Annotated in this window: 23 protein-coding genes, 1 tRNA gene and 1 pseudogene; 13 read left to right on the top strand and 12 right to left on the bottom strand. The window is 54.1% G+C overall.

Features of this window, described 5'->3' with window-relative positions:
* Positions 1-15: 15 nt before the first annotated feature.
* From HX823_RS28950 to murB, 4 genes are read left to right on the top strand one after another with little or no spacing between them, the layout of a single operon-like run.
* Entirely contained in the window at positions 16-201 is a 186-nt protein-coding gene (locus HX823_RS28950; RefSeq protein ID WP_003174668.1) for a Trm112 family protein, read from the top strand.
* Entirely contained in the window at positions 198-962 is a 765-nt protein-coding gene (gene kdsB / locus HX823_RS28945) for a 3-deoxy-manno-octulosonate cytidylyltransferase (RefSeq protein ID WP_177078019.1), read from the top strand. Before HX823_RS28950 ends, kdsB begins: the two co-directional genes overlap by 4 nt.
* Entirely contained in the window at positions 962-1,426 is a 465-nt protein-coding gene (locus tag HX823_RS28940) for a low molecular weight protein-tyrosine-phosphatase (protein ID WP_010209653.1), read from the top strand. Before kdsB ends, HX823_RS28940 begins: the two co-directional genes overlap by 1 nt.
* Entirely contained in the window at positions 1,423-2,442 is a 1,020-nt protein-coding gene (gene murB / locus HX823_RS28935) for a UDP-N-acetylmuramate dehydrogenase (protein WP_177078017.1), read from the top strand. Before HX823_RS28940 ends, murB begins: the two co-directional genes overlap by 4 nt.
* Before the next feature lie 62 nt (positions 2,443-2,504).
* On the opposite strand, the gene HX823_RS28930 is transcribed toward murB, so the two are convergent.
* Positions 2,505-3,176, bottom strand: coding sequence for a Bax inhibitor-1/YccA family protein (locus HX823_RS28930; RefSeq protein ID WP_025858161.1), 672 nt, complete (start codon positions 3,174-3,176; stop codon positions 2,505-2,507).
* A 152-nt stretch (positions 3,177-3,328) separates the two neighbouring features.
* Between HX823_RS28930 and HX823_RS28925 the strand changes: the two genes are divergently transcribed.
* The 6 genes from HX823_RS28925 (at position 3,329) to HX823_RS28905 (ending at position 7,794) form a co-directional block, all read left to right on the top strand.
* Positions 3,329-3,419: transfer RNA gene (locus HX823_RS28925), tRNA-Ser, on the top strand.
* Between the two features lie 321 nt (positions 3,420-3,740).
* The gene (locus tag HX823_RS28920) at positions 3,741-3,938 is read left to right on the top strand and encodes an antitoxin Xre/MbcA/ParS toxin-binding domain-containing protein (RefSeq protein WP_177078015.1); all 198 of its coding nucleotides are present in this window, start codon (positions 3,741-3,743) and stop codon (positions 3,936-3,938) included.
* A 7-nt stretch (positions 3,939-3,945) separates the two neighbouring features.
* A complete protein-coding gene (locus HX823_RS32410; protein WP_371317989.1) occupies positions 3,946-4,128 on the top strand; it encodes an RES domain-containing protein in 183 nt (60 codons plus the stop codon).
* A 50-nt stretch (positions 4,129-4,178) separates the two neighbouring features.
* The gene (locus tag HX823_RS28915; protein WP_177078013.1) at positions 4,179-4,928 is read left to right on the top strand and encodes a hypothetical protein; all 750 of its coding nucleotides are present in this window, start codon (positions 4,179-4,181) and stop codon (positions 4,926-4,928) included.
* Between the two features lie 221 nt (positions 4,929-5,149).
* Positions 5,150-6,508 carry a DUF4041 domain-containing protein gene (locus HX823_RS28910; protein ID WP_177078011.1) on the top strand — a complete coding sequence of 453 codons (1,359 nt, stop codon included), beginning with the start codon at positions 5,150-5,152 and terminating at the stop codon, positions 6,506-6,508.
* Positions 6,509-6,750: 242 nt separating this feature from the next.
* A complete protein-coding gene (locus HX823_RS28905; RefSeq protein ID WP_177078009.1) occupies positions 6,751-7,794 on the top strand; it encodes a DUF4062 domain-containing protein in 1,044 nt (347 codons plus the stop codon).
* 67 nt (positions 7,795-7,861) lie between these two features.
* On the opposite strand, the gene HX823_RS28900 is transcribed toward HX823_RS28905, so the two are convergent.
* Together HX823_RS28900 and HX823_RS28895 are read right to left on the bottom strand one after the other, a co-directional pair.
* Positions 7,862-8,203: a hypothetical protein gene (locus tag HX823_RS28900; RefSeq protein WP_003364707.1), complete on the bottom strand. Its 342-nt coding sequence runs from the start codon at positions 8,201-8,203 to the stop codon at positions 7,862-7,864.
* Between the two features lie 60 nt (positions 8,204-8,263).
* Complete coding sequence (locus HX823_RS28895) at positions 8,264-8,488, bottom strand: DUF2188 domain-containing protein (RefSeq protein ID WP_017136943.1); 225 nt, start codon at positions 8,486-8,488, stop codon at positions 8,264-8,266.
* A 375-nt stretch (positions 8,489-8,863) separates the two neighbouring features.
* On the opposite strand from HX823_RS28895, the gene HX823_RS28890 reads away from it, so the two are divergent.
* The gene (locus tag HX823_RS28890; protein WP_177078007.1) at positions 8,864-9,469 is read left to right on the top strand and encodes a tyrosine-type recombinase/integrase; all 606 of its coding nucleotides are present in this window, start codon (positions 8,864-8,866) and stop codon (positions 9,467-9,469) included.
* Between the two features lie 237 nt (positions 9,470-9,706).
* On the opposite strand, the gene HX823_RS28885 is transcribed toward HX823_RS28890, so the two are convergent.
* From HX823_RS28885 to HX823_RS28875, 3 genes are all read right to left on the bottom strand, one after another.
* Positions 9,707-10,327, bottom strand: coding sequence for an HNH endonuclease (locus HX823_RS28885; protein ID WP_177078005.1), 621 nt, complete (start codon positions 10,325-10,327; stop codon positions 9,707-9,709).
* Positions 10,328-10,548: 221 nt separating this feature from the next.
* Positions 10,549-12,117, bottom strand: coding sequence for an AAA family ATPase (locus HX823_RS28880; protein WP_218170070.1), 1,569 nt, complete (start codon positions 12,115-12,117; stop codon positions 10,549-10,551).
* Positions 12,118-12,224: 107 nt separating this feature from the next.
* A complete protein-coding gene (locus tag HX823_RS28875; RefSeq protein ID WP_177078002.1) occupies positions 12,225-12,575 on the bottom strand; it encodes a hypothetical protein in 351 nt (116 codons plus the stop codon).
* A gap of 583 nt (positions 12,576-13,158) precedes the next feature.
* On the opposite strand from HX823_RS28875, the pseudogene HX823_RS28870 reads away from it, so the two are divergent.
* Positions 13,159-13,560 (top strand): annotated as a pseudogene (locus tag HX823_RS28870) (LysR substrate-binding domain-containing protein); the annotation flags it as partial.
* Positions 13,561-13,823: 263 nt separating this feature from the next.
* On the opposite strand, the gene HX823_RS28865 reads toward HX823_RS28870, so the two are convergent.
* Positions 13,824-15,299, bottom strand: coding sequence for a hypothetical protein (locus HX823_RS28865; protein ID WP_177078000.1), 1,476 nt, complete (start codon positions 15,297-15,299; stop codon positions 13,824-13,826).
* Positions 15,300-15,665: 366 nt separating this feature from the next.
* Positions 15,666-16,355, bottom strand: a complete 690-nt coding sequence (locus HX823_RS28860) for a DUF5677 domain-containing protein (RefSeq protein WP_256350305.1) — start codon at positions 16,353-16,355, stop codon at positions 15,666-15,668.
* A 352-nt stretch (positions 16,356-16,707) separates the two neighbouring features.
* On the opposite strand from HX823_RS28860, the gene HX823_RS28855 reads away from it, so the two are divergent.
* On the top strand, positions 16,708-19,800 hold the full coding sequence (locus HX823_RS28855) for a TrlF family AAA-like ATPase (protein ID WP_177077998.1): 3,093 nt from the start codon (positions 16,708-16,710) through the stop codon (positions 19,798-19,800).
* A 641-nt stretch (positions 19,801-20,441) separates the two neighbouring features.
* Here the strand turns inward: HX823_RS28855 and HX823_RS28850 are convergent.
* From HX823_RS28850 to HX823_RS28835, 4 genes are all read right to left on the bottom strand, one after another.
* Positions 20,442-22,427 carry an avidin/streptavidin family protein gene (locus tag HX823_RS28850; protein ID WP_177077996.1) on the bottom strand — a complete coding sequence of 662 codons (1,986 nt, stop codon included), beginning with the start codon at positions 22,425-22,427 and terminating at the stop codon, positions 20,442-20,444.
* A gap of 141 nt (positions 22,428-22,568) precedes the next feature.
* Positions 22,569-23,912, bottom strand: a complete 1,344-nt coding sequence (locus tag HX823_RS28845; RefSeq protein ID WP_177077994.1) for an MFS transporter — start codon at positions 23,910-23,912, stop codon at positions 22,569-22,571.
* Between the two features lie 21 nt (positions 23,913-23,933).
* Positions 23,934-24,755 (bottom strand): aspartate/glutamate racemase family protein, encoded by an 822-nt coding sequence (locus tag HX823_RS28840; protein WP_177077992.1) that lies wholly within the window; start codon positions 24,753-24,755, stop codon positions 23,934-23,936.
* A gap of 32 nt (positions 24,756-24,787) precedes the next feature.
* Positions 24,788-25,678, bottom strand: coding sequence for a hypothetical protein (locus tag HX823_RS28835; RefSeq protein ID WP_177077990.1), 891 nt, complete (start codon positions 25,676-25,678; stop codon positions 24,788-24,790).
* Positions 25,679-25,739: the final 61 nt, after the last annotated feature.

Below are 25,739 nucleotides of genomic sequence, written 5' to 3'. Positions count from 1 at the left end.
TTCCAGGAAACATTCATGGACACCAAATTGCTCGACATCCTCGCTTGCCCGATCTGCAAAGGCCCGCTCAAGCTCAGCGCCGACAAAACCGAGCTGATCAGCAAAGGCGCCGGTCTGGCTTATCCGATCCGTGATGGCATCCCGGTGATGCTGGAAAGCGAAGCCCGCACCCTGACCACCGATGAGCGCCTGGATAAATGACCACCGCCTTTACCGTTGTCATTCCTTCCCGCTACGCCTCGACCCGCCTGCCGGGCAAGCCGCTGCAACTGATCGGCAGCAAGCCGATGATCCAGTTGGTGTGGGAGCAGGCCTGCAAAAGCAGCGCCGAGCGCGTGGTGGTGGCCACCGACGACCCGCGCATCATCGAAGCCTGCAAGGGGTTTGGCGCCGAAGCGGTGCTGACCCGTGAAGACCATAACTCCGGCACCGACCGCCTGGCCGAAGTGGCCACCCAGCTTGGCCTGGCGCCTGACGCCATCGTGGTCAACGTGCAGGGCGACGAACCCTTGATCCCACCGAGCGTGATCGATCAGGTGGCCGCCAACCTGGCCGCCCATGGCGAAGCACGCATGGCCACCCTGGCCGAGCCAATCGAAGATATCGAAACCCTGTTCAACCCGAACGTGGTGAAGGTTGTCAGTGACAGCAATGGCCTGGCGCTGACGTTCAGTCGCTCGACCTTGCCTTGGGCGCGCGACGCCTTCGCCAAGCAGCCTGACGTGTTGCCGGAAGGCGTGCCTTACCGTCGCCATATCGGCATTTACGCCTACCGCGCCGGTTTCCTGCATGACTTCGTCAGTTGGGGCCCGTGCTGGCTGGAAAACACCGAGTCCCTGGAGCAACTGCGCGCCCTGTGGCACGGCGTGCGCATCCACGTGGGCGATGCGCTGGAAGCGCCGCCCGCCGGTGTCGACACCCCGGAAGACCTTGAGCGCGTCCGTCGCCTGCTGGGGGCCTGATGGAGGTTCTGTTTGTCTGCCTGGGCAACATCTGCCGTTCGCCCACTGCAGAAGGCGTGCTGCGCCATAAATTGCGCGAAGCGGGGCTGGCGGGGCAAGTCGAGGTCGCGTCCGCTGGCACGGGCGAATGGCATGTCGGCAACCCGCCGGACCAGCGCAGCCAGCGCGCGGCGTTGGTGCGCGGCTACGATCTGTCGGCCCAGCGTGCCCAGCAGGTTTCTCGCGCCGACTTTGCGCGTTATGACCTGATCCTGGCCATGGATCACAGCAACCTGCGCAACCTCAAGGCCCTGCAACCCGGCCAGGGCAAGGCGGAGCTGGACCTGTTCCTGCGCCGTTACGACGCCGAAGTGGACGAAGTGCCGGACCCGTATTACGAAGGCGAACAAGGCTTTGAACGGGTCCTGGACCTGATCGAGCGCGCCTGTGATTTATTGGTGATCGAATTGAAGGGGCGGTTATGACCTTGCAGGTGCTTGCGCAGGTGTCGCTCAAGCCATTCAACAGCTTTGGCATTGACGTGCGCGCCCAGCTGTTCGCCGAGGCCCACAGTGACGATGATGTCCGTGAGGCCTTGGCCTATTCAGCCACCCACGTGGTGCCGCTGCTGGTGATCGGTGGCGGTAGCAACCTGCTGTTGACCCAGGACATTCCGGCGCTGGTGCTGCGCATGGCCAGCCAGGGCATTCGTGTGTTGCACGACGACGGCACGCAGGTGGTGGTCGAGGCCGAAGCCGGCGAGGCCTGGCATCCGTTCGTGCTGTGGACCCTGGAGCAAGGTTTCTGCGGCCTGGAAAACCTCAGCCTCATCCCCGGCACCGTTGGCGCAGCGCCCATGCAGAACATCGGCGCCTACGGTGTCGAGATCAAGGATGTATTCGCTGGCCTGACCGCCCTGGATCGCCACACAGGCGAACTGCGCGACTTCAGCCTGGAAGAGTGCAACTTTGCCTACCGCGACAGCCTGTTCAAGCATGAGACTGCGCGCTGGCTGATCCTGCGGGTGCGCTTTGCCCTGAGCCGCACCAGCCATCTCAAACTCGACTACGGCCCGGTGCAGCAGCGCCTGGCGGGGCAGGGGATCACCGAAGCGACACCGAGCGATGTCAGCCGCGCGATCTGCAGCATCCGCCGGGAAAAACTTCCGGACCCGGCAGAGCTGGGCAATGCGGGCAGCTTCTTCAAGAACCCGCTGGTGTCCCAAGTGCTGGCGGCTGAGCTGCAGGCGCTGTATCCGGACCTGGTGGCGTACCCGCAGGCCGATGGACAGATGAAGCTCGCGGCCGGCTGGCTGATCGACAAGGCCGGCTGGAAGGGCTTCCGTGACGGCGATGCCGGCGTGCACACGTTGCAGGCGCTGGTGCTGGTCAACTACGGCGACGCCACGGGGCACGATATTGCGAACCTGGCCCAGCGTATCCAGCGCGACATAGCAGAACGTTTCAAGGTCGATCTGGAAATGGAGCCCAACCAGTATTAAGTCCCTTGAAACAAAAATGCCCCGCATCTTTCGATGCGGGGCATTTTTTATTGCGCTGGCAATCAGTCGTCGCGGCTCATGATGCCGAAGATCTGCAACAGGCTGATAAACAGGTTGTAGATCGACACATACAGGCTGACGGTCGCCATGATGTAGTTACGCTCACCACCGTGGATGATCGCACTGGTCTGGAACAGGATACACACCGAGGAAAACAGCACGAAACCTGCGCTGATCGCCAGTTGCAGGCCGCTGATCTGGAAGAACATGCTCGCCACCACGGCCGCCAGCAACACGAAGAAACCAGCGGTGATGAAGCCACCCAGGAAGCTCATGTCCTTGCGGGTGATCAGCACGTAGGCCGACAGACCACCAAACACCAGTGCGGTCATGGCAAACGCCGAGCTGACCACTTCCGCGCCGCCGGCCATGCCGAGGTAACGGTTGAGGATCGGGCCGAGGATAAAGCCCATGAAACCGGTCAAGGCAAATGCCGATACCAGGCCCCAGGCCGAATCACGCAGCTTGTTGGTCAGGAAGAACAGGCCATAGAAGCCGATCAGCACGACAAAGATATTCGGATAGCCGACGCGCATCTGCTGGGCCACGAACGCCATCACGCCGCTGAATGCGAGGGTAAGGGCGAGCAAGCCATAGGTGTTGCGCAACACGCGGCTGACTTCAAGCTGCTCAGCCTGCGCGTTACCATTCACTGCGTAATTCTGTTCGCGCATGGCGACACTCCTTCGGTTTTGAAACGTTCAGTCGCAAAGATCATAACAGACGCTCTGTAACAAGCTATGGCAAGAGTTTGACAGTGTGTTTCATTCGGGTATTATGGCGCCCGCTGAGACGGGATGGGCTACTATAATCCTGTGATGCACAAGGGAAATTGGCAGAGTGGTTGAATGCACCGGTCTTGAAAACCGGCGGACGTTAATAGCGTCTCCAGGGTTCGAATCCCTGGTTTCCCGCCAAACAGATAAAGAAATCCCGCGCGCCAGAGGCGTTGCGGGATTTTTTTTGCCTGCGGTTTGGATTTTTACCCCCGTCTGTACCCCAGTTTGTGACGGGATTTGCAGGGCACGTGTGGGCCTGTATGGCGGAGGGGGTGTGAGCGAAAGTGACAGACCTGCAGCGCCGCTACGGTATAGGCCTGTGCGGTAGGGCTGGCACTTCGACGAGTCTGTCAGCGCCAAACCTGCGGGCTGTCGCCGTGCTTGGGGGCGCCCGAGAGCACCATCCGACGCCGCCTGAGCAGCAATGCACGGTTCAGCGAGGCCGAATCCGAGCGGGTGGTGCGTCTGACACGTGTGTATGCCGAGGCAGTTGAACTGTTTGGCGGCGATGAGCGCGCGGCGTTGTTGTGGCCGAATACCCCGGCCGACTACCTGTCTGGCCAGCCGGCGATCTCGCCGTTACACCTGTCGGTGATGGACCCGGGTGCCCGCCTGATTGAGTCCCGTATCCGCCGCACCGCCCATTGCATCTTCTGATGCAGCTGTGGCGCATTTCAGCCTTCCCAGGTTTGTGTGGGTTGGGTGGCATCATGCCGATGGCAGTTGGCACATCTTGCCACGTTCGGTGATCTATGCGGCTGAACATCCTGCGCTGGCCATGGTTGAGGTATTGGCGCATATGCGCCTGAGCCTGGCGAACATCCCGTCGACACGCAAAGGGGGTTAAGCGGTACCTGGGTATTTCCTGGCGACCGTGCAGGCCGTCCCATTTCCAATATGTCGATGCTGATGTTGCTTCGGCGCATGAATCGCCAGGACATCACGGTGCACGGTTTTCGGTCATGCTTCCGGGATTGGGTGGCTGAATTGACGGGCCATGCCCACGAAGTGGCTGAAATGGCGCTGTCTCAAAAGGTTGGCACCAAGGTTGAGCGAGCCTATCTGCGTACGGATATGTTCGAGCATCGCCGGCAAATACTGGATGACTGGGCCGCCTACTGTGTTCCATTCCCCGAGAAGGGCAGCCTGAAGGTGGTGCTCGATTGTGAGTTCACTGACCTGAGTGCGCAGGCTCGGCTGATTTCCCTCGCATTAGTCGCCGTGACCGGCGAAGTGCTCTATGTCGAATTGCCCGGCAACTATGAGGTGCGCCAGTGCAGTACGTTTGTGCAGGAACGTGTACTGCCTCAGTTGAAGCCTGAGCAATGGGGGCTCGAATGGGAGGAGGCGCAGAGTGAAGTGGCGCGGTTTCTAAAGAGTTTTGCGCAGCCGTTGGTCATCTGTACCGATGCACCCGAATGGGATTGGCCGTTCTTCTGCCGATTGGCAGTGGCAGGGCGGCGGTGGCCCGTCAATGTTATTGCGCGCCCATGGGGCCTGAGCTGCCCAGTGATGACGTCGGATGAGGTGCAACACCATGCGTTAGCTGATGCTCAAGCACTGCTTGGGCGTTGGCAACAGAGCGCCCCGTTGCATCCCGCAGTGTCAGATGCGGCCACGTGCGAGACTGAGAGTGACATACCCTGATATTGGAGGGGGTCAGGTCCACCTAAATCCCATACCGCCGTGCCGGCTCGCACGACCCCTTGCCTGGTGATACCCAGGTAACCCTCGACAGGCGTTGTGCTCAACCTCGCGGTTGCAGCACCGGCACAATCAACCATCCCTATTGCGCCGGATTACGCTATAAAGGCACCCAAGTTGGTGATCACTGAGCAACCCTCAACTCGGGAATATGGAAGGAATCTATGCCTCTAAGTGACTATTGGAATGGCCCGGCGCATCGGCAGCGGGCGGATGATCTGGCACGCCAGCTTGTAGACTTTCAAGTGCGCTACGCGGAGCTGGAAACGCTCTCAAAGGTGGTCGGCGCCATGGAAGTCGCGGAAGTTCGAGGGCTGATTGAGCAAGAGAAAGGGAAGCTTGCAGCTGTCCGCCAGCAAACCCACAGTGCTGAGCGGGAAGTGGCGGCGCTCGCGCAACGTTCCGCTGAATTGAAGGGTGAGATTCTCGTCTGGGAAGAAGTGTTGCTTCTGGAAAGTTTTGCGCTTTATCAGCCCAAGTTCAAGCTGACCTCCAGCCAAGAATACAAATCTCGACTGGACAGTGTTCGCGACCGCCAGAAGGCAATGATCAAAAGCGCAGAGGCCGCGACTGGGAACATGGACTGGACGGTTAACGACAGTCAGGCGCAAGGGCGCAAGCTGGTCAACGACATGATCAAGTTGGTGATTCGCTCTTTCAATAACGAAGCGGATAGCTGCGTCGACAACGTAAAGTTCGACAACGTCGAATTGGGCGAGAAACGAATTCTTAAATCCTTTGAAGCCTGCAACCGCCTCGGCAAAATCATGAGTGTGGAAATATCGCGCCGGTACCTGAACCTCAAACTTGATGAGTTGCACCTTGCCCACGAGTTTCAGATCAAGAAGCAGGAGGAGAAGGAAGAGGCCAAGCGCGCCCGAGAAGAACTGCGAGAACAGCAGAAGCTTGAGCAGGAAATTCGTGCAGCGCGGGAGAAGATCGCCAAGGAGCGCAAGCACTTCACCGCAGCCATGCGTGACCTGCAGGCGCGCTTGGACAAAACCGAATCAGAGGAGGAGCGGGCGACCCTTTTAACCAAACTGGCGGAGGTTGAAGCCAGCTGTGCCGAGTTGGAAAGCGCAGAAAAGCTGATCGACTATCGCGAACAAAATGCCAAAGCCGGCTATGTATACGTGATCTCCAACGTGGGTGCGTTTGGCGAAGGGGTATTCAAAATCGGTATGACACGCCGCCTGGAACCCATGGACCGCGTCGACGAACTGGGTGATGCCTCGGTGCCGTTTTGGTTTGACGTCCACGCGATGGTCTTCTCGAACAACGCGCCAGCCTTGGAAGCGAAACTGCACGAACGCTTTGCGGCAGGTCGCCTTAATAAGGTGAACGGACGCAAAGAGTTCTTCCGTGCGGACATTGCCGAAATCGAGTCGGTTATTCGAGAAAACTATGATGCTGCTGTCGAGGTTGCCCACGAAGCGCCGGCGGAGCAGTATCGTGAAAGCCTTCGAATGGCGTTACCCAAGTCTGAAATCCTGCAAGCGGAGCGAGTTGTGGCGCAAAGCTGATGTTGCTGTTGGGGGGCTTGGTTGGCCGTTTCTCGTTGAGCAAGGGGCATACCGACGGAAAGATTTGCACTGCTGTTCGGATGCGGTTGGTTGCCAGAGGCAACTATCGGCCAAAAGCAGTCAGTCTCTACGAAATCAGGGACTATTCAGCGACTAGTTTTTTTTCAGCAGCTGTCACTTCGAGTAAAGCGGCCGCTATGATGAGGCGAAACGGATGTGACCTATTTATGACGGGGACTGCTATGAACGTGTTTATCAGCTCTGTAGTACGTAATTTTGAGCACTATCGTGCAGCCGCCAAAAAAGCAGTTTCTCTGTTGGGGCACACCCCAGTGATGTGTGAGGATTTTGGTGCAAGGCCCTATTCCTCTGAAGTCGCATGTATGACTGAGGTTGACCAGGCCGACGTAGTGGTGCTGATTCTTGGCGCGGACTTCGGCTTCAAAACCAACACAGGTGAGTCCGTCACTCAGCAGGAGTTCCATCGCGCCAAAGCTGCCAATAAACCCATCCTGGCTTTTCTGGAAGAGATTCCAGTCGAGGATGATCAAAAGCGCTTTCACTGGGAGGTTTCCGATTACGTCGACGGCCTTTTCCGTTCCACCTTCACAGGTGATCGCGATCTCTCAGACAAAATCATCCAGGGGCTAAGCCAACTTGCAGCCAGTCGCAGTGCCATTTCCGAACAGGAGTTCGTTCAGCACCTGCAGAATCGTAGCAACAGCCGAAATTGGAATAGCCGGCCTCGTGAAGATCGCCTAGAGCTCGTGTTTCTGCCGCAGCCCATTCTCTCGGGTACGTTGCGTTCCATGCACACCCAGCATGATGAATTCTTCCTCAAGCTTTCTCAGGCGGGCTTGGTTTCTATCAAGGGTGGTTACAAGTCATTTAACGAGGGAGACATCACCGGCCTAGATGCGGAGGAGGCCTCTTGGCGGCATCACGATAATGGGATGAGCTGGCTCTCTATTCCTCTGGCAGCCCCAGGAAAGGGCGGCGAATATTTTGCCTCCTATTACATCTCGCCCAGCCGGCTAAAACGCTTTGCGGAAGAAGCTTTTAGTTTGATTAGCAGAGGTAAGGGAGGCTGGTTCCAGTTGGGGATCTACGGAATTTCTCACCAAGTCTACGCAGAGCCGCCAAGCACCCCTGCATCGTCGATGTCCATGCCGCACCGCAGTGAGAAAAACATTGAGGAAAGAAAACTGCTGATTCCAGCGTCACAGGGCGTTTTCAACCAGTGGCTGGAAGACGCTTTGTTTCGAGTCGGACGCAAGCTTTCCTAAAGAATTGAGCGTGGCCAGCAGGCGGAAGGGGGATAAGCAACAATGAACCATTCGACCCCTTCGTGTCTCAGCTTGGCAGTTCTTCTAGCTTGAAGATTCGGTTGTCAGCCTTGAGCGCTGGAAAGGCTTCGCAATATGCATAGGGCTCGCTGAATGAAGTGCTGGGCGCATGAATGTTGAAGACCTTAACCTGGGGAGGGTGGCCGCTTTGACGTTCATGGCGAAGGTCGTTCAGAGACCCAGGCGCCTCACCATTTTGTTCGGCAATCGAAATCACTAGATCTCGAAGGGTTTCGATTTCTGCATCCGATGCTTCTGCATAGGTGGTCAGTCGCTTATGACTTCCAAACCCGCCACGGGTAGAGCCGATTCGATTCAGGTGCACGTGAACCACCGTTACGATCTTCATACCGAATACCTTATTGAAGCCCAGGATGCGCCTCCTTCCGGAGGCGCTGTGAGGTCGTAATCAGCCCTTGGGAGGATGGGGGTCGTTGCCATAGGAGTCACGTTCACGGATTAGGTTGTCCCGGCCGTGGATGAGCACTTCGCTTTTTTGGTTTTGAGCTATCTGACGAGCCGCGTCAGCAGCTTCCTTTTGAGTCCGATGGTGGGAGGTGTCTTTAGTATTGCCCTCACCCCGAACCGCCCAGCCTTCATCACGTTTCACGACGTGCTGATTTTTGCCTGCCATGGAACACCTCTACTAGTGAGTTGCCTGCCTAGTAGAAGGTAGCATCGAAACGGACAAATACAACATGTAGTGATAGATCGACTTGGAGTGCATGTATGTTGTGCTTTGTCTCAGCCAATCGGCCTGTCTTGCTCAAGCTTACGTGCAGAAGCAGAAGTGCCTCGCCGGTTCGCGACGCGGCTGCTCCTCTACTGTATCTATGAAAAAGGATGATCAGGCTAGCTAGCCTTTGGACTTAGGTAATGTAGAAATGTACGCCAAAGTGTTCGACAGGCTTTTGGACTACCCCCCGCTGGAGGACAGTCTGCTTTTGGCCGGTCAGCGACCGTTGCTCTGGTTAGCCATTCTTGTCCTTCCACATGTGGAGGACATGTCATGAGCATTATCGCTACCCGCAGCCGTCAGCCTTGGAACAAAGGAAAATTGGTTGGACAGAAACCCCCGCTACAACTGAGAGATATCTGGGCTATCCGAGTAAGGCTTCAAATTGCAGAAAGCACTCGAGATCTGGCTCTCTTCGATCTGGCTATCGATAGCAAGCTTCGGGCTTGCGACTTAACCAAGCTCCGCGTGCGCGACGTCGCCCATGGCGAGCACGTATCATCACGAGCCATGGTTATGCAGCAGAAAATGCAGCGGCCTTTGCAATTCGAGATTACTGAACAAACACGGTCCGCTCTCGCGGCCTGGATACGTCAGGCCCAGCTACGCAGCGAGGACTGCCTTTTCCCGAGCCGACTGCATAACTCAGACCATCTATCCACTCGGCAGTACGCTCGCATAGTCAAAGGCTGGGTGGAGGCCGTTGGGCTTGATCCAGCCTTGTATGGTACTCATACGATGAGACGTACGAAGGCGTCACTGATCTATCGCAGGACAAAGAACCTGCGGGCGGTTCAACTGCTGCTCGGCCATACGAAGCTGGAGAGCACCGTTCGATATCTGGGTATTGAGGTCGATGGCGCTCTGGAGATGGCGTAACAGACTGAGGTTTGAGATGTATAGCGACGGTCGAGATCAGACCGTCGCTAATCGACCCATAGCTGCCCTTGATTGAGGGCAGCAAACGGCCAGAAAGCGGCTTTCATTCAAGGCTGCTTCTTGGGCTTTACAGATGATCGAAGACGCCTACGAAATCAGGGTCGATTCACACCGCTGAAACTAGTGGACGCCGGCTCTGCGCTTGGCCCTATTTATCCTTATGGCCGATAGCGGCAATTAAACAGGTATCTCATAAAATCCTCCATTTATAAAATGTTCATTTTTAACTAGGGTTTGATACATGACATGTTGCCAGCTGTTCACTCTGCCGATGTAGCGGCTAGCTTCATCAGCAAGGTACTGGCGAACTGCGTCGGGCCCTTTGTTAGTATACAAACGATTCAAGGGGTTTCGCAGAGTAACCATATCATCAGTTGCGTTTGTCATATAATTATAACCGAGCTTCACGACACTGAAGTGCCGCGCCACACGTTGCTTTGAGGTTTCGTCCCAATGGCTAGGGGGCGATACAAAGTATTCTAGTGTCGGGGGGCCGACTACATTTAACGAGGCCGAAATCCACTGCTCCTGAGAGAAGTCATCATAGTATGGATGAAGGCTTTGCTCGCCCACTGTGTTCGGCGATTTTGCTTTTTTTGCATTATTACAAAAGTCACAGGCCGGGATAAGATTGGTTGGGCATATTGCCAAATCTGGATATTTGGATTTAGGTAAGTGGTGATCTAAAACAGTAACCGTTCCAATGCCACATAAAGGACATTTGGTTGAGGAGCTTCGTATAGCATTATAGTATTTTCGAGCGCTGCCCCGAGTTGCACTCAGGTGCGTGGAGTACATCGCCGCAAGCTCATCTTTCGTTACAGCTCCAACGGATGTAACTTGCTGGAATAGATAGAGACTTTGAGTAGCGCCCCGAGTGTCATATGTTGACGCTGTAACTCCGAGAGAGCCCTCAATGCTACGGAGTCGGGCCTCTAGTCCAAGATCCTTGGTTCCAAGGATGCAGGCATTAATGACCTCAGCGTAGCTGAAAGTCGGCTTTGGCAATGTCCGCATACTTATATGTCCGTGTCAGAAATAAGACTCAATGCGCGGGCTAATGCTCTACCTTCAGCACCTAGCTCGCCATCAAACTCTGCGACTATTTGCTCGTATGTACGACCAATTGCTTTCTGTGAAATTATTTTGTGGTAGCCAGTTTGAGTAAGTTCGAGATTAAAAACTTCACGCGTCAATACACCTACATTCTCGCCAAAAGTCTTAATTTCTGGCCTTTCTGCACTTACTTCATGACCTGATCGAGAAAGTTTCCAGACGCAGCTCGCTGGAACTTCCTGTAAAACAACAGGGGAATGAGTGGCAATAACTCCCACTCCGTTACGGTTGACCAAAAGATCATTAAGTGCGCGTATGAACGCCGACAGTAGTGGTGGGTGCAAATGGCACTCGGGCTCATCGATTAAAACTAATGATTTCTCCTCAACCAGCTCCACAAGTCTCGTTATAGCAAGGATGACGATAGCGTGCCCGGAGCTTAAGTTTTTATATAACCTTTTCGCCGCCGCTTCAATTTCCTCCTTAGGTTCCTCTGATAACTGGGAAACATTTATTTCTGCAAACAGCGGATCAGACTCCAATGTGCTCAAAGCCGTCCTCCAGCGGTCTCTGCGAACGCCATCCAAACAAACAAGCACGCTGTTTGCAAATTCGACCGCAAGCTCAGAGCTTCCTTTTACTCGCGGCTCAGGTAGAGGCGGTGAATTTATAGGAGAGCCAGGCAGTGGTTCACGAGTGATCAAACCAATATACTGATAAGGAAGAGTATTGCCTGATACCTTTCCGCCTAAAGGGCCTTTTGAATCGAAAGCGCTGAATGAAACCGCGACAAGTCCGGCAAAACCTAGACTACGTGCGTTGCTGCTAAATGGTATGGGAGGGAATTTTCTGCTGCGTAACTGCCCACTAGGGGAATCTGGATCTTCATTGGGGATGTCCAGAAATGACCTGGCGAGCATATCAAAACACCGGCTTTTACCTACCCCATTACGCCCGATGATTACGTGGGTATTGGTAGAAGGCAATGACCTCGGGACAACCTCGAACTTTAATGTCGGTGCGGGTGTTATTGCAATTGGATCTTCAGGGAATGCATATTCAAAAGAATATGGTGTCAGTACCATCTCAGCTTTGGCCAGAAAACTAAAACGCTCTTTAACTCTATTAACGTCGACGTCCCTAAGCAATGAGTCACGAAATACTGGCTCTCCTTCATGCTCGGCTAGGATGTTTAAGTTGAAAGCGCTGTCGCGTATGCCTTTTAAATAGCTTTCACGTATGGAATCGCCTAAGGAAACTAGAGTTTCATAATAATTCTCATCTTGTCCAAGAGAAAAGAACTCGCCTCCTAGATCATCGAAGAAAGGGGGTAGCACGGTAATTCCTGCCGTTTCTATCATGCCTCGTCTAGCTATCTTTACGAATCCTAAAGTAACTGATTGGTTAGCCCCGACCACTATTGATGCTTTGAACATGGTATGCCATTTGAACCAGTCATTCCACGAATCCCCTGCAATTAAGCAGAACGGTTCGCCCGTAAATGGGGGGGCGATCTCAAAATAGAATTTCAACGCGTATCCTCTTAGTGTCCGTGCTAGCAACGCATCATTGCTCGCGATTATTGGTTTGAAACGCTATCATGCGATCTATCGATTCAATAGTCGGCTTCTTGAAGCGTTTAGGGCTGTACATCTGTCGAACCCTGACGGAATATTACGGTGCCATTGCTAGAGATAAAGTGCAGCTGTCGCAGTTTTGGATGATTTTCGAGCGAGAGTTCGCCGTCGATATAAAGGCTTTTAAATATGTTGCCATGTATATTCTGACGTTTTACATTTGGGTCACGGGCTTGGGGATAACGGTCTAGGATTCGGGCGACTCTGTTGGTTTCGCTAATCGAACTGGTGCTTGCATTAGCAGGCAGGGCTCGTATGCTTTCTGCTTCTTTGTCCCTGCTCTGTTTGGGAGGCAAGGTCAGCATCTCCGCTTTCTGACTCTCGTCAGTTGCTATCTCTGGAGTGTCGTTCATATCGAATCCTTTCAACCGCACAAAATTGGCCAGGTGCCAGCATTGCCGGTGTACAGGGTCAAGTCAACAGGTAATGAGAATTGCTGTACTGTGGCCGCAGTAACTATCTGTTAACAATAGGCGACCCTGGGATTAGGTAGGGTTGCCGAGCGTGAAGAGTAATGAGCACGGGAGATGGCGTGGAGAGTCTAGCTCCCGACCAACTCTGCTTTTAGAAGCACTGAGGTCAACAAATCCCATTCGGAAGTTGAGGAGTGTAACTACACTTGCGTATAGATGCGTTGTGAAATCAGCGGGACTCAATAAGATTATGCTCACTATCGCGAAGGTGTCGCGCTTGTTGAGCTGAACTTTTGAGCGGGTCAGATCTAAGGAGTGTCAGGTGGAAACGTTCAGCGAGGCTGTAATTGTGTCTGCATCATTCCACGTTCCCCCAAGTGTGCTCCATTCATTTCACTTGCTCAAAGGACGCTTCGACACAATGATGACGTAAAGCTCATTGCTTATCCGTGGAAGCGAACTCCAGGATTCGAGGCTGACGTCACGACCATTAGGGCCTTACCGGCCATGACTTGTAGCGTCCTCTGCTTACTTTGAAAACCGAGGTATTCCCACCAAACCTGCCGATCTTCTGGATCATTCCTGCTTGCAGTACCGGTGGCACAATTCAGGCAAGCTCTATCAGCGGTCTTTCAAAGAACAACAGACCATTCAAACTGGCGAGTCTCTCCCGGTGACCATGGTCTGTAGCAACGTAGAGGCGCCTATCTACCTCGCACAGGCCAGTCGACGAATAGCGTGCTTACCTGATTTCGCCGTCAAAGATAACTTGGCTGACGGGCGTTTAGAAAAGGTACTTACCAACAGCCTTACAGGTGGTAGTACCTTTCACGTCGTTTGGCCTAGCAGTGGAAAAATGGCGCCCAAGGTACGTGCATTTGTGGACTTTGCCGTAGAAAACTTTTCCAAGGGGCTGGTCAGCTAATTATGTGTGCCACTGGGATGATTTGGCTTCATAGACCCAGCGTCCGCTTCGGCCGATTTCTGCCAGTCACGACAGGCAGAAGTCGACCCACAGGTGCCGTCGGTGGAAAATCCTTATTCGCCAAACTTACCAATCCTGATGGGCCGAAGTCGGGGCGTAATCTTGCAGATTTGGTTTGAACGTACCGCCTCCACAGGCGGCGTTTCGGCCCCTTCGATATACCTCAAGCAGCAAGAGCAAGCCTAGTTAGGATAAGTCGATTACTATTCATTTTTCGGCGGCTTTGATCTATCAATAGCCTCGCAATCGGCCATGACCTGAGCCAACTGCTCTGGGTCATCAAAGTAATCTCCTTCTTTTATGATAATCGTCGGGGCCGTAGGTAGAAGCAATTCCAGCTTTGACTCTACTTCATCCATAATAGGCATTAGAATCTTTAAGTCTCGGCTAATTAATATTTTTGCCTGCTCAAGAGATTCGATACCTTCATGAATCCTTTCAAGCAGCCTTATTTTCATAGCTAAAAGCTCACCTTCTCCATACATATCCGAATAATCACGTTTCAGAACCTTGTCTGCTGTGTCCAGGAGAATTTCCGAAACCTCTTTTAAAATTATATCTTTTGGTAAGATGGTATCGGGAAAGTATTTTTCAATCAGCACCTTGGGCAAATCTTTAAAGTTACACCTAGACGCTAGCCGCCGAAATAAATAAGGCTTCCATACCTGCGAGCTAAACCTATGTATTTTATTTCTGGCAACCAATGGGCGGCAATAACGAAGCTCCATGATCGCCACTTGGTTATCGATAAAATTTAGCATCGACGTATTTAGCGTCATTTTAATTTCCGCAACCTGCTTGAGCAACGACTTAAGCTCTTCAGGTTGCAGGTAGCGAAAGAACTCTGTACTGAAACCAAAAAAATCTGCAAGCCCAAGCCGCACCCTTTTATTCGAAACCTGCTGCCCAACACGTTGCTGTATGACCTTCAAATCGTCATCTGTGAGCAATTTTAGACCATGATCCGCAAGCGCCTTCCTTACAATTCTATCTGCTTCACTGTTATCAATAACAGTTCGAATGTTAAAAAACTCTTGTAGAAGGTCTGTATATTTCGATACGCGACCGGAAAGATCTGACAGATTCGAAAATTGGAAGCTTATAGATCTCAAGAGTTTGCTTATCTCATTCATAGGTATGGCACTGCGAAATTTAATAAAGGCCTCATAATCCTCGCTTACATCTTTCGCGTATCTTTCAATGCCGCCATTTTTTATATGAGTGTCAATCTCATGGCTAAATCCATATATGAGCTTTAATGCCTGCTCAGTGCAGTCATTTGAAGAATAAATGTAGTATGTAAAGTTTTTTGGATCAGGGATAATTGACTCATCTAAAATAGAGTGCAGCAGAAGCTTTATTAACTCTTTCAATACCTGTGGCAAAGTCAGTCTGGCAGAGTATTTCTTGCATTGAATTACGCCGTTAGAGATGCTATCCAGATATAGCGTGCAGTCTCGCCCACGCTCCCCGACCCCTTGCATTAGAGCGATTTTATTCGACGTGATAAATATTCCGGTCTCAATCTCTCGCTTAATAAGCTTGTAACATAAAATTTCAAACTCCCTATCACTTAGCATCGACAGTGGTAATGACTGAAAGCTAGCGTCTGTGGCTGTCGGCTTATAGCCAATAGAGCTTTCTTCATGAAGCTGCTCAGCTGTTATTTCGTAACGCAAATCTCACCTCCAATTTTACGAATGTCTCGGCTTGTCACCGTCCCTCAAGAACCATAATACCTGCGGCAGCAAAATATTGGATGCCAACTCTCAACTCTAACAACGGATGACGTTAAGTTTTTAGCGAAAATGTATTGAAGGCATCATGGACGCGGGTAGGAGACTCAGTTACTGCTTTTGGCCGATAGCCGCCTGCCGCATCGGCGCTGCCTGATCATGGCAAGGCTTAATAATGTGAGCCCTTAGTCCGACATGACCACCACTGAAGTTCGAGAAAACTCACCACCCAATATCTGCCTTTAATCACGGGGACCTAAGGGCACCTGAAACCATGATCGCGGGCCAGTTCGTTAGAACTGAGCTGCGTTAAGCCTTCGTATTCAGACCTAACACATCTCGTAACGATTCGTTGTCCGGCCAGTGCCGGTGCATCAACCACCAAACGCATGCTTGGCCAATGGCCCGACTAATGCCCCCTATACCTTGAAGGTGGATGGCGCACAGCTTGTCACTCTTGGACTTCTCTGACGGAGTGTCATTGTGGCCGTGCGTTTCAAGCGATAGCAGTCGGTAAAACACCGTATACAAGTCCAGGATGCCAGCTTCCTTTGCTTGCTCCTCGATGCTTCTGCGTTTAGGGTTCTGCTTTTTCTGCTCATTAGCCAAGTAGTCAGCTGTCGCGTCTTCTCCCGTATGGCGGTCACGGATCTTGGCGGTGCCTGCTTTCAAATTGATCCTTAAGGCTTTCGCCATTTCCACTGGACCTGCACCGATCTGAGATTCCGCATTTTCGACCGATCTGATGCTCCAGGAAACCGTGATCAATTGTTCAAGCAAGCTTCGGCTCAAGATTCCCAAGCAGGCGGCATTTCGCGCAGCGCCTAACGCCGCAGCTCCACTCACTAGATCTGCCGCACGCTTCAACTGTTGACGAACTAAGGTGTCACGCGGATCAGCCGATTGAGAGGCTTTCATCTGGGATGAGGCAATTAGGAACGTGGATTGGGTATTCAACGACTCAACCAGTCCATCAATATCTGCAGAGGGGATGCTCATTCGGTTCCAAGACCTTCTAATCTTTGGGATATAGGACAATATTCAATGGAAACGCTTTTATCCACCTGGTAGCGGCGATCATACCTCAGGCGTTTCCCACCGATCCCCAGCACGTTTAAGCGCACGATTTACAGAACTCTCGCATCAAGCCAGCCGAGCACGCTCCACTGGCCCTTTCGGCTACGCCGGTTCGACCACCTCACACCCAACCAGTGGAGAAATAGGGCTTCCAGAAGAGATTGCATTGCTCTCTGCCTGACTTGTCGGTGCTGGCATTGCGACATAGTATCTGTCTATCCTCGAAACATCAGGTGGACGGGCAGGGGCAGTCCAACGCAATGGAAGGTGTGAAATGACAACTCAAAGCGGCAGCGAACGCGGGTCAGTATGGCGTCAATGGGATTTGCATATTCACACTCCAGCTTCATTCGAATGGCGAGGAGCGAAGCTCGACCGGAAATACCTGGATTCAGCTGCGAACAAAGCACTTGTTGATGAAATGATCAAAGCGCTTAACCAAGCGGAGCCCGCAGTTTTTGCCCTTATGGATTACTGGACGTTTGACGGATGGTTTGCGCTCAAGCGCAGATTGGCTGAACCGGACGCTCCGAAGCTTACTAAGACCGTTTTCCCTGGCATAGAGCTAAGACTCGCGGCTCCAATGAAAGGTCGTCTGAACGCCCACGTGCTTTTCTCAAACGAGATTGATGACCAGATCTTGAAAGATTTCTTGGCTCATCTCCGTATAGCACTGAACGGCAGAATCTTGTCTGATGCAGCCCTTATAGCCTTTGCTCGAGAAGCGCCTGAAGGTTTGTTGAAGCCGCATGGCATCAAACTCGAACAGATCGTAGATGATGATGAGCTGGCCTATGTGGCAGGCGCGAAAATCATCGAGCTGACGTGTGAAAGCTATAAAGACGCGATTGCTAAAGTCCCCGATGACCAGGCTATCGGCTTCATGCCCTACGACACCAATGATGGCTTGAGTGATGTGAAGTGGACCGAACACTATGCCTATTTTCTTGGGTTAGTCAGGTGCTCGCCCATTTTCGAAAGTAGGAACGCTGATTTACGTTCGGCGTTCGTTGGAGAGAAAACGCCTGGCAATGCTGGCTTTTACGCGGGCATCAGGAACGGCTTGAAGGATGTCTCGAGGCTTGTCGTGGCAGGTAGCGACGCGCACTGCTTCATAGGTGCGGGAAATCCTGACAAGCGTGGATACGGAGATTTTCCTTCAGACAAGAAGACTTGGATCAAAGCTGATCCCACCTTCCGGGGGTTGCAGCAGGCGATCCGAGAACCTGCGAAGCGTTCGTTCATAGGATTAACGCCTCCCAAGCTTGAGCACATTGCCGGAAACAAAACGCATTTCATCGACCAAGTCGTGATCAGCAAGGTGAAGGACTCTGTTTTGGCTTCACAGTGGCTAGGCGATGTGCGTCTTCCTTTAAATTCCGATCTCGTTGCGATCATCGGCAACAAGGGGAGTGGTAAGAGTGCCTTGGCCGATGTTTTGGCTCTTCTGGGCCATTCTCGGCAGACCAACCACTTCTCCTTCCTTCGCAAAGAAAGGTTCCGGGGCAAAAGTGGCGAACCTGCCCGCCAGTTCGAAGGCTCTCTCGTTTGGCATGACGGGACCGTCACCATCTCCAACCTTAACATCGACCCACCTGCCGAGAAGGTGGAGATGGTGAGGTACATCCCACAAGGGCACTTTGAAGATCTCTGTAATGCCCATGTCACCGGCCAGTCCAATGCCTTCGAGGATGAGCTTAGATCGGTCATTTTCTCTCACACCGACGACGCCATCAGATTAGGCGCATTGGATTTCAATCAGCTGATCGAGCAACAAGAAAGCACCTTCCGCCTTCAACTGAATGAATTTCGCAAAGACCTCAAGCGGGTCAATCTTGAGATTGCAAACTATGAAAATCAGCTGAATCCACTGATCAAAAAGAGCCTGGTCGAACAACTGGGCCTCAAGCAACGGCAGCTGGCTGATCACGAAGCCGTGAAGCCTGCGGAAATGGAAAAACCATCTACTGATCTATCACCTGAGCAACAAGTGACAGCTGTGACCCTTGAAAAAATCGCTGCCGAACTCAAGCGTCTGGAAGAGGGGCGGACCGCAGCCAATGATGCGGCCTCTCAGCTGGCCGCCAAAAGCAAGGCTTTGAAGGATGTGAGAGAGCAGGTTCGGATGCTCCAACGCACTCATGACCAGTTTGTCGAAGACACGAGTAAAGACCTGGCCCTATTGGGCGTGCCAGTTATCGACCTTGTGAAAGTCGAGATCAAATACGACCCGTTGGAGCAATTGGCAGAAGCGGTACTGGCTGACCAAGCTGCCGTAGGCAATAGCACCAAAGCGAGAGAAGATGCGCGTCAGAAATTGTTGGAGCAGCAGACCGAGGCCAAAGCGCGGCTGGATCTGCCGCAACTGATTTATCAAAATTATCTGCTCGCGGTTGATGACTGGCAGCGAAAGCATCATGAGCTGGTTGGTACCGCAGATGCCCCGGAAACAGTGAGAGGGCTGGAGGCAAGGATCGCGCAGATCCAAGCTCTGCCGGAATTGCTGAAGATCCAGAGAGCTCACCGGCAAAAGCTAGCAGGTGATGTCTACGACATTCTTGATGAGCAGCGACGGGCGAGAGAGGCATTGTTCAAGCCGGTTCAGGAACTCATTCAGAGTAACAGCCTGATTCGCGACGAGTACAAGCTGGGGTTCAAAGCGAAACTCGGAGGCTCAATTGACGCCTTTGCCACCAGCCTGTTTAGCTTGCTGAAGCAGAACGTTGGTGAATTCCGAGGTGAAGATGAAAGCTTCAATACGATCAGGCGGTTGGGCGAAGCTGTGGACTTTGATAACCGTGAAGAAGCGGTCGCGTTTGCCCAAGACCTGCACGACAAGATTTCGGCAGCGGCAGCTACGATTGGAGAAAAAGTCGAGTACGGAATCGACTCGATGCTACGCAAAGACAAGAGCTCGAACGAGGTTTACGACCTGCTGTTCGATCTTTCGTATCTTGAGCCTCGATATTCACTACTGTTTCAGGATGCAGAGATTGAGCAGCTCTCGCCCGGCCAAAGGGGCGCTCTGCTCCTGATTTTCTATCTCTTGGTGGACAAGGGACGTAACCCCATCATCCTGGATCAGCCGGAAGAGAACCTGGACAACGAGACGGTAGTGAGCCTTTTGGTGCCTGTTCTCACCGATGCTAAGAAACGTCGACAAATCATCATGGTCACGCACAACCCTAACCTTGCTGTTGTCTGCGATGCTGAGCAGATCATTTGGTCTCACTTCGACCGGGCGAACGGCCAGAAAATATCTTACACCGCAGGCGCCATAGAAAGTCCTGCTATCAACGGCCATGTAGTCAAGGTGCTTGAGGGAACAAAGCCTGCATTTGATAACCGCAGGTTCAAATACCACTGAGAAATGGTCCGCCGCGCTTGGTCCATTCTGCAATTTTCTCGTAGCCTGAGGGGGGGTGACGTTAGGGTTTGGACTCAGGTGGTTGAGGCCGAGTGATATGCCATTTGCGAGTGTCGATTATTGCCCATTCTCTGCAAGTCGTTGCTATGGCATATATGGCCAAGCTGAATTTAAGGGCAGGGCAGCCAGCACACCTTCTTTCTGATTGAGAAAAAGCTGTCAACTCCAACAAAGCCTGATGCGGTTGAGCGAGTGAAAGTACTGATATCCTCTCCGCCGTACCCTAATTCCATACGATACCCCAGTCTGTACCCCCGTTTCTGACGCGATTCGCTCGGATGCCATGACTGAATATGAAACCGTGTTCGCAACCGAATATCGGCTTCAGCCCTATCTATTCTAGGCCGTTGAGCCTTCCTGGTGCAGCCTGGTTCAGCATGAGATGTTCGAATGAAAAGCCTTTTGGCGGCCTGGTTTCCCGCCAAGATTCAAACAAAAGCCCCGCGAATGCGGGGCTTTTGTGTTTCTGATGGCCCGTAATGCGTCGCGCAAAATATTTGATCGTTTCCGCATCATTTCCGGCAGTTTCCGCAACTCGCTGCCAGCGGGTCGGTTTCAGGAGCTGGCGTGACGATACACCGTCACTGGGTGCCGGCTATGACGTCAAATTGAGTGGGTGCCGACACCGGCTTTCTCTTAAACAGAATCGATTTGACCTGTGTTTGCACATATCGCTGTGACGCTGGTGTGGGTGACGTGAACAGTCCCAGCAACGTTAATCCATCCTCTTCGAGATCCAGCGAACCGGCCAGCGTCAGTACTGTGTCACCGCTTTTTTGCGCAGCGGTAAGGCTTACCGATTGTAGTTGCAACCCGCCCGTACCCGCGTTGATATCGGTAAAACCGGATACTTCGACACGCTCGGTGAGGGTCGTCAACGTACCGCTGACACAGCCTAATGCATGCTGACTTGACGCACCGACGTGCAGTTCCAGGTTATATCCCTCGGTCGCCAGCCATGAGCCATTTAGCGGGTTGTCTTGCTTCGAAGCCAGAGTAGGGGCGACAGGATGTGGTTCTATGTCCCTACCTGTAACCCGTCGATAGCTCAGTTTGTCGAGATACGTTCCTTGATTGGCCAGATCGGGAAAGTCGCCGGTGGCGATGAGCAAATGCGATAGCTCGAGCCGATCCTCGCCTGCAATCGGGTGGAGCTGTCCGCACAACCCCGATACCCAATGCCAACTGGGGTCAGCCTGCTGTTCATCCAGCGCGTGCCAGTCTATTGCCAATGCCACGGGTAACCCTTTTTCCTGTGAGGGGCTGGTACTCGGTTGATAACCTGTTATCGCATATCGCCCCGTTGAACCCGTGGAAGATTGATACGAGCCGGTTATCACATTGCCGGTAACCGCCAATGTCATCACTGAGCCGTAGTCATTTTTCCAGGTGCCTGCGACGGACAGTGGCTGTGTTGTTTCGGCAGCAGCCACGGGCGGTTTGAACACCAACTTTCCACTGGCCAGCGGGCGAGCCCCAGCCTCAAAGCGTCGAGACGATGAGCGGCTGATAATCTGAGGGCCCTTTGGCCGATTGAACAACCACACCCCAACGGGCGCCAGTGAGTAAACGCCGGGTCGACATTGCACGACACGATATTCGTAGACGGTGTAGCAATACTCCATCACCAGCGAACCGACCAGCACCAGATCGGCCAGTCCCAACGGCTCGAATTGGGGAAGGGTTTTGCCCTGGTCCGGCCCTTCCTCGATCAGGACGTTGTACAGATCGGGACCGAGGGTAATCTCGCCATCGGCGAAGCCCAGGACGACCTGTGGGCTCCCGCCTTGGGCAATGCGCTCAAGGGTTTGACGCATTAGCCGGTCATCCCCTTTGAACTGCGATGAGCCGGAATCCAGTGCGAAGGTGACGTTCCTGGCCAAGACATCCCCGCCCACGGTGTAAGACACCAAGGGTGTCGACCAGATGTATTCCACGCCGCGTACTTTGCTGTAGAGCGACCACGGCAGAAACAGGTGTGGGCCGCGAGTTTTGTCAGCTTCCACGGCGCCCATTTGGCAGACGCCCCTACGCGAAGCAGGGTCCCAATCGAAGGCAACGAAGGGTTGATGGGGATCGATTTTTCCACTGCTCATCAACGTCTGAAACACAAACGAACTTCTTCCGTCGACGTAGGCGCTGCTGCTGGGTAAGCCCATGCCACCGTCCCAGTCTAATTGGTGAAACTGCGTACCGGTGTAGTCTGCCGCCAGTAGCAGTTGAGTGGGTAATGCGGTGTTATTCAAGGTCAATACATCCGAACCGGACTCTACCTGCATCGTGCCCCAGGGCCCGAAACTGTAGGGTCGTTGTAGGCAATCGGTGAAGGTGAAGCTGCTGGACGCCTGATAGTCAAACCGTCCCGCGCTGTAGTGCTGGCAGCGGTCGGGCGAGCACAGGGTGGAGGTTATCCAGGTGATATTGGTTCCGGTGTCCAGCGACAGCTTCAGGGGTTGCCCTGGTGTGCCTACCGGTACAAGGGTGTACCAAGGTGTGGCGCCGTTGTTCTGAAATGGGCCGCGTTGCATGGTGAGGGTGAACCCGTCACGCCATTGTTGATTGTCCATAGTGAATTCCGTTTCTGCGGTTTGATGGGGTCATCCGATCGGATGACCCGTTTGAGGTCTGTCGTTATTCAAACGCAGGGGCGGGGTGCTGGCTGTCAGTCACATGGATCACACAAACCAGAAAGCACGATAGGCATTGTGCTAATCCAACGCCTTGCCCTCGGTTTCAGGAATGAACAGCGCGAGTAACACGGTTACCAGCATGAAGGCATTGATAAAGGTGGTGGTCATGTTGAACGAGGCGCCGTAAGCCACCAGCGCGCCGATCAACGACGGCGCCAGGATATTGGCCACGCGCTGGGAAAAAATTGCCCAGCCATAACCGATGGTACGCAGCGGCGTCGGGTACAGTTCGGCGATCCAAGTGCCCCACACGCCCCATGCCCCCAGGCTGAAGAACGCCAGGGCGAAGTTGCTCAGGTACAGCATTTCCAGGCTTTGAGCGTTGGCGAAGCCGTAGCCGGCGAGCACAGAGGCGCTGATGAAACCGATGATGATGTATTTGCGGCCATAGCGATGAGTGAGCCACGACGCTGCCATGTAGCCAGGGATCATGCACAGTGCCGACAGCGCGATAAAACCGTAGCTTTGCGGCAGGCTCAGCCCGCGTTGCTGCAACAGCGTCGGTAGCCAGGTCTGCAAACCCCAGTAGCCCCAGGAGAACGTAAAGTTCACCAGAATCTGCAACGCACTGATCCTGAACAGCGCGGGTGAAAACAGCTCCCGCTGGCGCCCTAACGTCGTTTGGTCCACTTGCAGCAAGCAATCCTCAGGTACTTGCACGGTGCCTCGGCTTAATCGCGTGATGACCGCGCGTGCCTGCGGTTGGCGTTTGGCGCTGGCCAGCCAATACGGCGACTCCGGAACACAGCGCGCCACCACCCATGCCCACAACCCCCCCAGTGAACTCACCGCAATGATCGTGCGCCAACCATAGGGCATCAGCCATACGGTCGCGCCCAGCGCCAGCAACATGCCGATTGGCCATCCCGAGGCCAGGTACACGGTCAGCGCGCCGCGATGGCGTACTGGCAATAGCTCCTGATAGTGGGCAAACGTCACCACCATCATGCCGACCGCGGCCACGCCCGAGAGCAGCCGTAACGCGTAGAGCGAGGCGTAGTCGGGGGCAAACGCACTGGCCAGCGAGATCACGCCGTAACTGGCCAGGCTCCAGACCACCGCGCCCTTGCGGCCGATACGTTCGGCCAGCTTGCCCCAGACCAGTGAGCCCAGCAGCATGCCGATGAACATGGCGCCGATCAGGTGGCCGACGGCGAGCGCATCCAGGGAAAAATCCTGGGCGATCAGCGGCGCGGTGTAGACGATGATCATCATCTCCCACGCCTCAATGGCGAACACAAAAAACAGGGCAAGGCAGCACTTGAGGTGCTCGCGGGTCAGGGGTACGTCTCTGAATACATCGCCCACTTGCCGAGTGGAGGTGTAGTTGCCTTGTGCGGGCATTGGCGTGACGTCGCTCATAGGGAGTGCTCCAAGTAAGGGCTAGGCTTGCACACGGTTACCAATTGGCGCCGGGCCTTGAAACAGGCCAAAGGCTTTGATTTCGGCTTCCGGTGGTGGCTCGCAACTGCCGACGCGGCTGGGGCTCCAGCCGAAGCGCTGCTTCATGCCTGCCATGGCTTCGGCCATCTTGAACGCGGCGACCACCGGGTCGATCACGGGGACGCCGACCTCGCGCTGCACCTGTTCGAAGAAGCCAAATTCGATGGTGCAACCGAGGATGATGGCCTCGGCGCCGTCTTCCTCAACGGCCAAAAAAGCCTGTTCAATGATCCGGCGACGGGTGAGGGCCGGGTCTTTCTGGAACTCATCGACGCCCATGCCCAGCGCGCGCATAGAGGCGAGTCGATCCGCCGCGCCGTAGCCGCGAACGCGCTCGCGCATTTGCTCCATCCATTTGTCACGCCCGACGATGATCGAATAACGGTTGGCCAGTTGATCGGCGATTTGCAGGCTGGCCTGGCAGGGCGCAACGACCAGGCAATTGCCGGAGATTTCCCTGGCATCCTCCAGCGCCGGATCGTAGAAGCAGCCAATCACCAGCGCATCGATGTTTTGCTGAGCGCAGTCGCGGGCGATGCGTACCGTGCGCTCGTAAGTCATGGCCTCGTAGGCCCGGTACTCCAGGTGTGTCGGACTGTGCTGCATGTCGAACGACACTACTTCGATGTGTGTCGAGGGTTGTTTGATGCCGTGCAGCAAGTCGGCGATGGGTGCGTCGAACATCGAGCAACCAATCGGGTTAAGCCAGCGTACCGTCACTGGCACATCGTGTGGCGGGGGAGTGGGTGTTGGCGTGTACATGGGGTATCTCCTCGAATAGTGGGCCGATGGCGCTAGAAAAACTTCACTAGCGCCATGGTCAGCTCATTGGAATGGGTCAGATTGGCGCTGTGGTAGTAGTCGAAATTCAGGTTTGCAGACAGGAAGAGTCCCTGTTGGGAAAAACCTGTGTAGGTCATCGACGGTCCGATCTTTCCAACCCGTGACTCGGCGTAGTCCGAGGCTGTTCGATTGTTGATGTGGTAGACGTGATGCACGCCCAGCCACAGGTCATCCGTGACCAGATAGCCGGCGGCGACGTCGGCCAGCCATAGGCTGACACCGCCTTGCAAGCGCTTGGGATCGCCGGTGCCGAAATCCGTGGTGTTGCGGTTTCGTGCTGCGTAGTGGAGGCCAACCGGCGTGAAGGTGGCGGCGAATTTTCCGACGCGCAGGTAGTTGGCGAGGCTGAAGCTCACCGCATAACGGTTGGCGAAGGCGCCGTAACCCGCGACGTCGTTGTTGCCGTTGGGGAACTCGAATGACAGCGTCGGGTTGGTCCAGAAGGTGGTGTAGTCCGACGATCCGTATTCGGTGCTCGGTTCGACCACGTTGTAGTAGTAGGCGAAGCCCAGGTTGGGCGATGCGATACCCCAAGGGCTGGCCTGCTTCGCGCCGTTGGTGCTGGCGTAGCCGGGTGCTGCACCGACCCAGAATTGCAATTGATCTCGGGTGGTGTCGGTAAAGCCGGTCTCGGAAAAGTAGGCAAGTACCGTATTCGCGCCTGCACGTACATTGCCATCGGTGTTGCGGTTGAACACTGGAAAGGTTTCCAGCGCCCAGCGCCCCGGTATTCCCGGTTGACCAAAGCCAATGAATTGTTCGGCCTGGGCCGTAGGGCTGCTGCCCAAGGCCATCGCCAGTGCACACGCAGCGCCGCAGCGCCAGAGTGAAGGTTGGGACATGACGGTTCTCTCTTATTGTTGTAGGTGTACTTAGGGAGCGCCGCCGAGGGGCGGCGGTTGG

Origin of the sequence: Pseudomonas sp. P7759, from assembly GCF_013386445.1 — a bacterium.
GTDB lineage: Bacteria > Pseudomonadota > Gammaproteobacteria > Pseudomonadales > Pseudomonadaceae > Aquipseudomonas > Aquipseudomonas azotoformans_A.
The sequence above is the reverse complement of the archived record's forward strand: the minus strand, read 5'-3'. Positions and strand labels throughout refer to the sequence as shown.

What these genes read in the sequence shown, in the direction of transcription:
- HX823_RS28950 (WP_003174668.1), top strand. Translation starts at nt 16, where the DNA reads ATGGACACCAAATTGCTCGACATCCTCGCTTGCCCGATCTGCAAAGGC.
- kdsB (WP_177078019.1), top strand. Translation starts at nt 198, where the DNA reads ATGACCACCGCCTTTACCGTTGTCATTCCTTCCCGCTACGCCTCGACC.
- HX823_RS28940 (WP_010209653.1), top strand. Translation starts at nt 962, where the DNA reads ATGGAGGTTCTGTTTGTCTGCCTGGGCAACATCTGCCGTTCGCCCACT.
- murB (WP_177078017.1), top strand. Translation starts at nt 1,423, where the DNA reads ATGACCTTGCAGGTGCTTGCGCAGGTGTCGCTCAAGCCATTCAACAGC.
- HX823_RS28930 (WP_025858161.1), bottom strand. Translation starts at nt 3,176, where the DNA reads ATGCGCGAACAGAATTACGCAGTGAATGGTAACGCGCAGGCTGAGCAG.
- HX823_RS28915 (WP_177078013.1), top strand. Translation starts at nt 4,179, where the DNA reads ATGTCGATGCTGATGTTGCTTCGGCGCATGAATCGCCAGGACATCACG.
- HX823_RS28910 (WP_177078011.1), top strand. Translation starts at nt 5,150, where the DNA reads ATGCCTCTAAGTGACTATTGGAATGGCCCGGCGCATCGGCAGCGGGCG.
- HX823_RS28905 (WP_177078009.1), top strand. Translation starts at nt 6,751, where the DNA reads ATGAACGTGTTTATCAGCTCTGTAGTACGTAATTTTGAGCACTATCGT.
- HX823_RS28900 (WP_003364707.1), bottom strand. Translation starts at nt 8,203, where the DNA reads ATGAAGATCGTAACGGTGGTTCACGTGCACCTGAATCGAATCGGCTCT.
- HX823_RS28895 (WP_017136943.1), bottom strand. Translation starts at nt 8,488, where the DNA reads ATGGCAGGCAAAAATCAGCACGTCGTGAAACGTGATGAAGGCTGGGCG.
- HX823_RS28890 (WP_177078007.1), top strand. Translation starts at nt 8,864, where the DNA reads ATGAGCATTATCGCTACCCGCAGCCGTCAGCCTTGGAACAAAGGAAAA.
- HX823_RS28885 (WP_177078005.1), bottom strand. Translation starts at nt 10,327, where the DNA reads ATGTACTCCACGCACCTGAGTGCAACTCGGGGCAGCGCTCGAAAATAC.
- HX823_RS28875 (WP_177078002.1), bottom strand. Translation starts at nt 12,575, where the DNA reads ATGAACGACACTCCAGAGATAGCAACTGACGAGAGTCAGAAAGCGGAG.
- HX823_RS28860 (WP_256350305.1), bottom strand. Translation starts at nt 16,355, where the DNA reads ATGAGCATCCCCTCTGCAGATATTGATGGACTGGTTGAGTCGTTGAAT.
- HX823_RS28855 (WP_177077998.1), top strand. Translation starts at nt 16,708, where the DNA reads ATGACAACTCAAAGCGGCAGCGAACGCGGGTCAGTATGGCGTCAATGG.
- HX823_RS28850 (WP_177077996.1), bottom strand. Translation starts at nt 22,427, where the DNA reads ATGGACAATCAACAATGGCGTGACGGGTTCACCCTCACCATGCAACGC.
- HX823_RS28845 (WP_177077994.1), bottom strand. Translation starts at nt 23,912, where the DNA reads ATGAGCGACGTCACGCCAATGCCCGCACAAGGCAACTACACCTCCACT.
- HX823_RS28840 (WP_177077992.1), bottom strand. Translation starts at nt 24,755, where the DNA reads ATGTACACGCCAACACCCACTCCCCCGCCACACGATGTGCCAGTGACG.
- HX823_RS28835 (WP_177077990.1), bottom strand. Translation starts at nt 25,678, where the DNA reads ATGTCCCAACCTTCACTCTGGCGCTGCGGCGCTGCGTGTGCACTGGCG.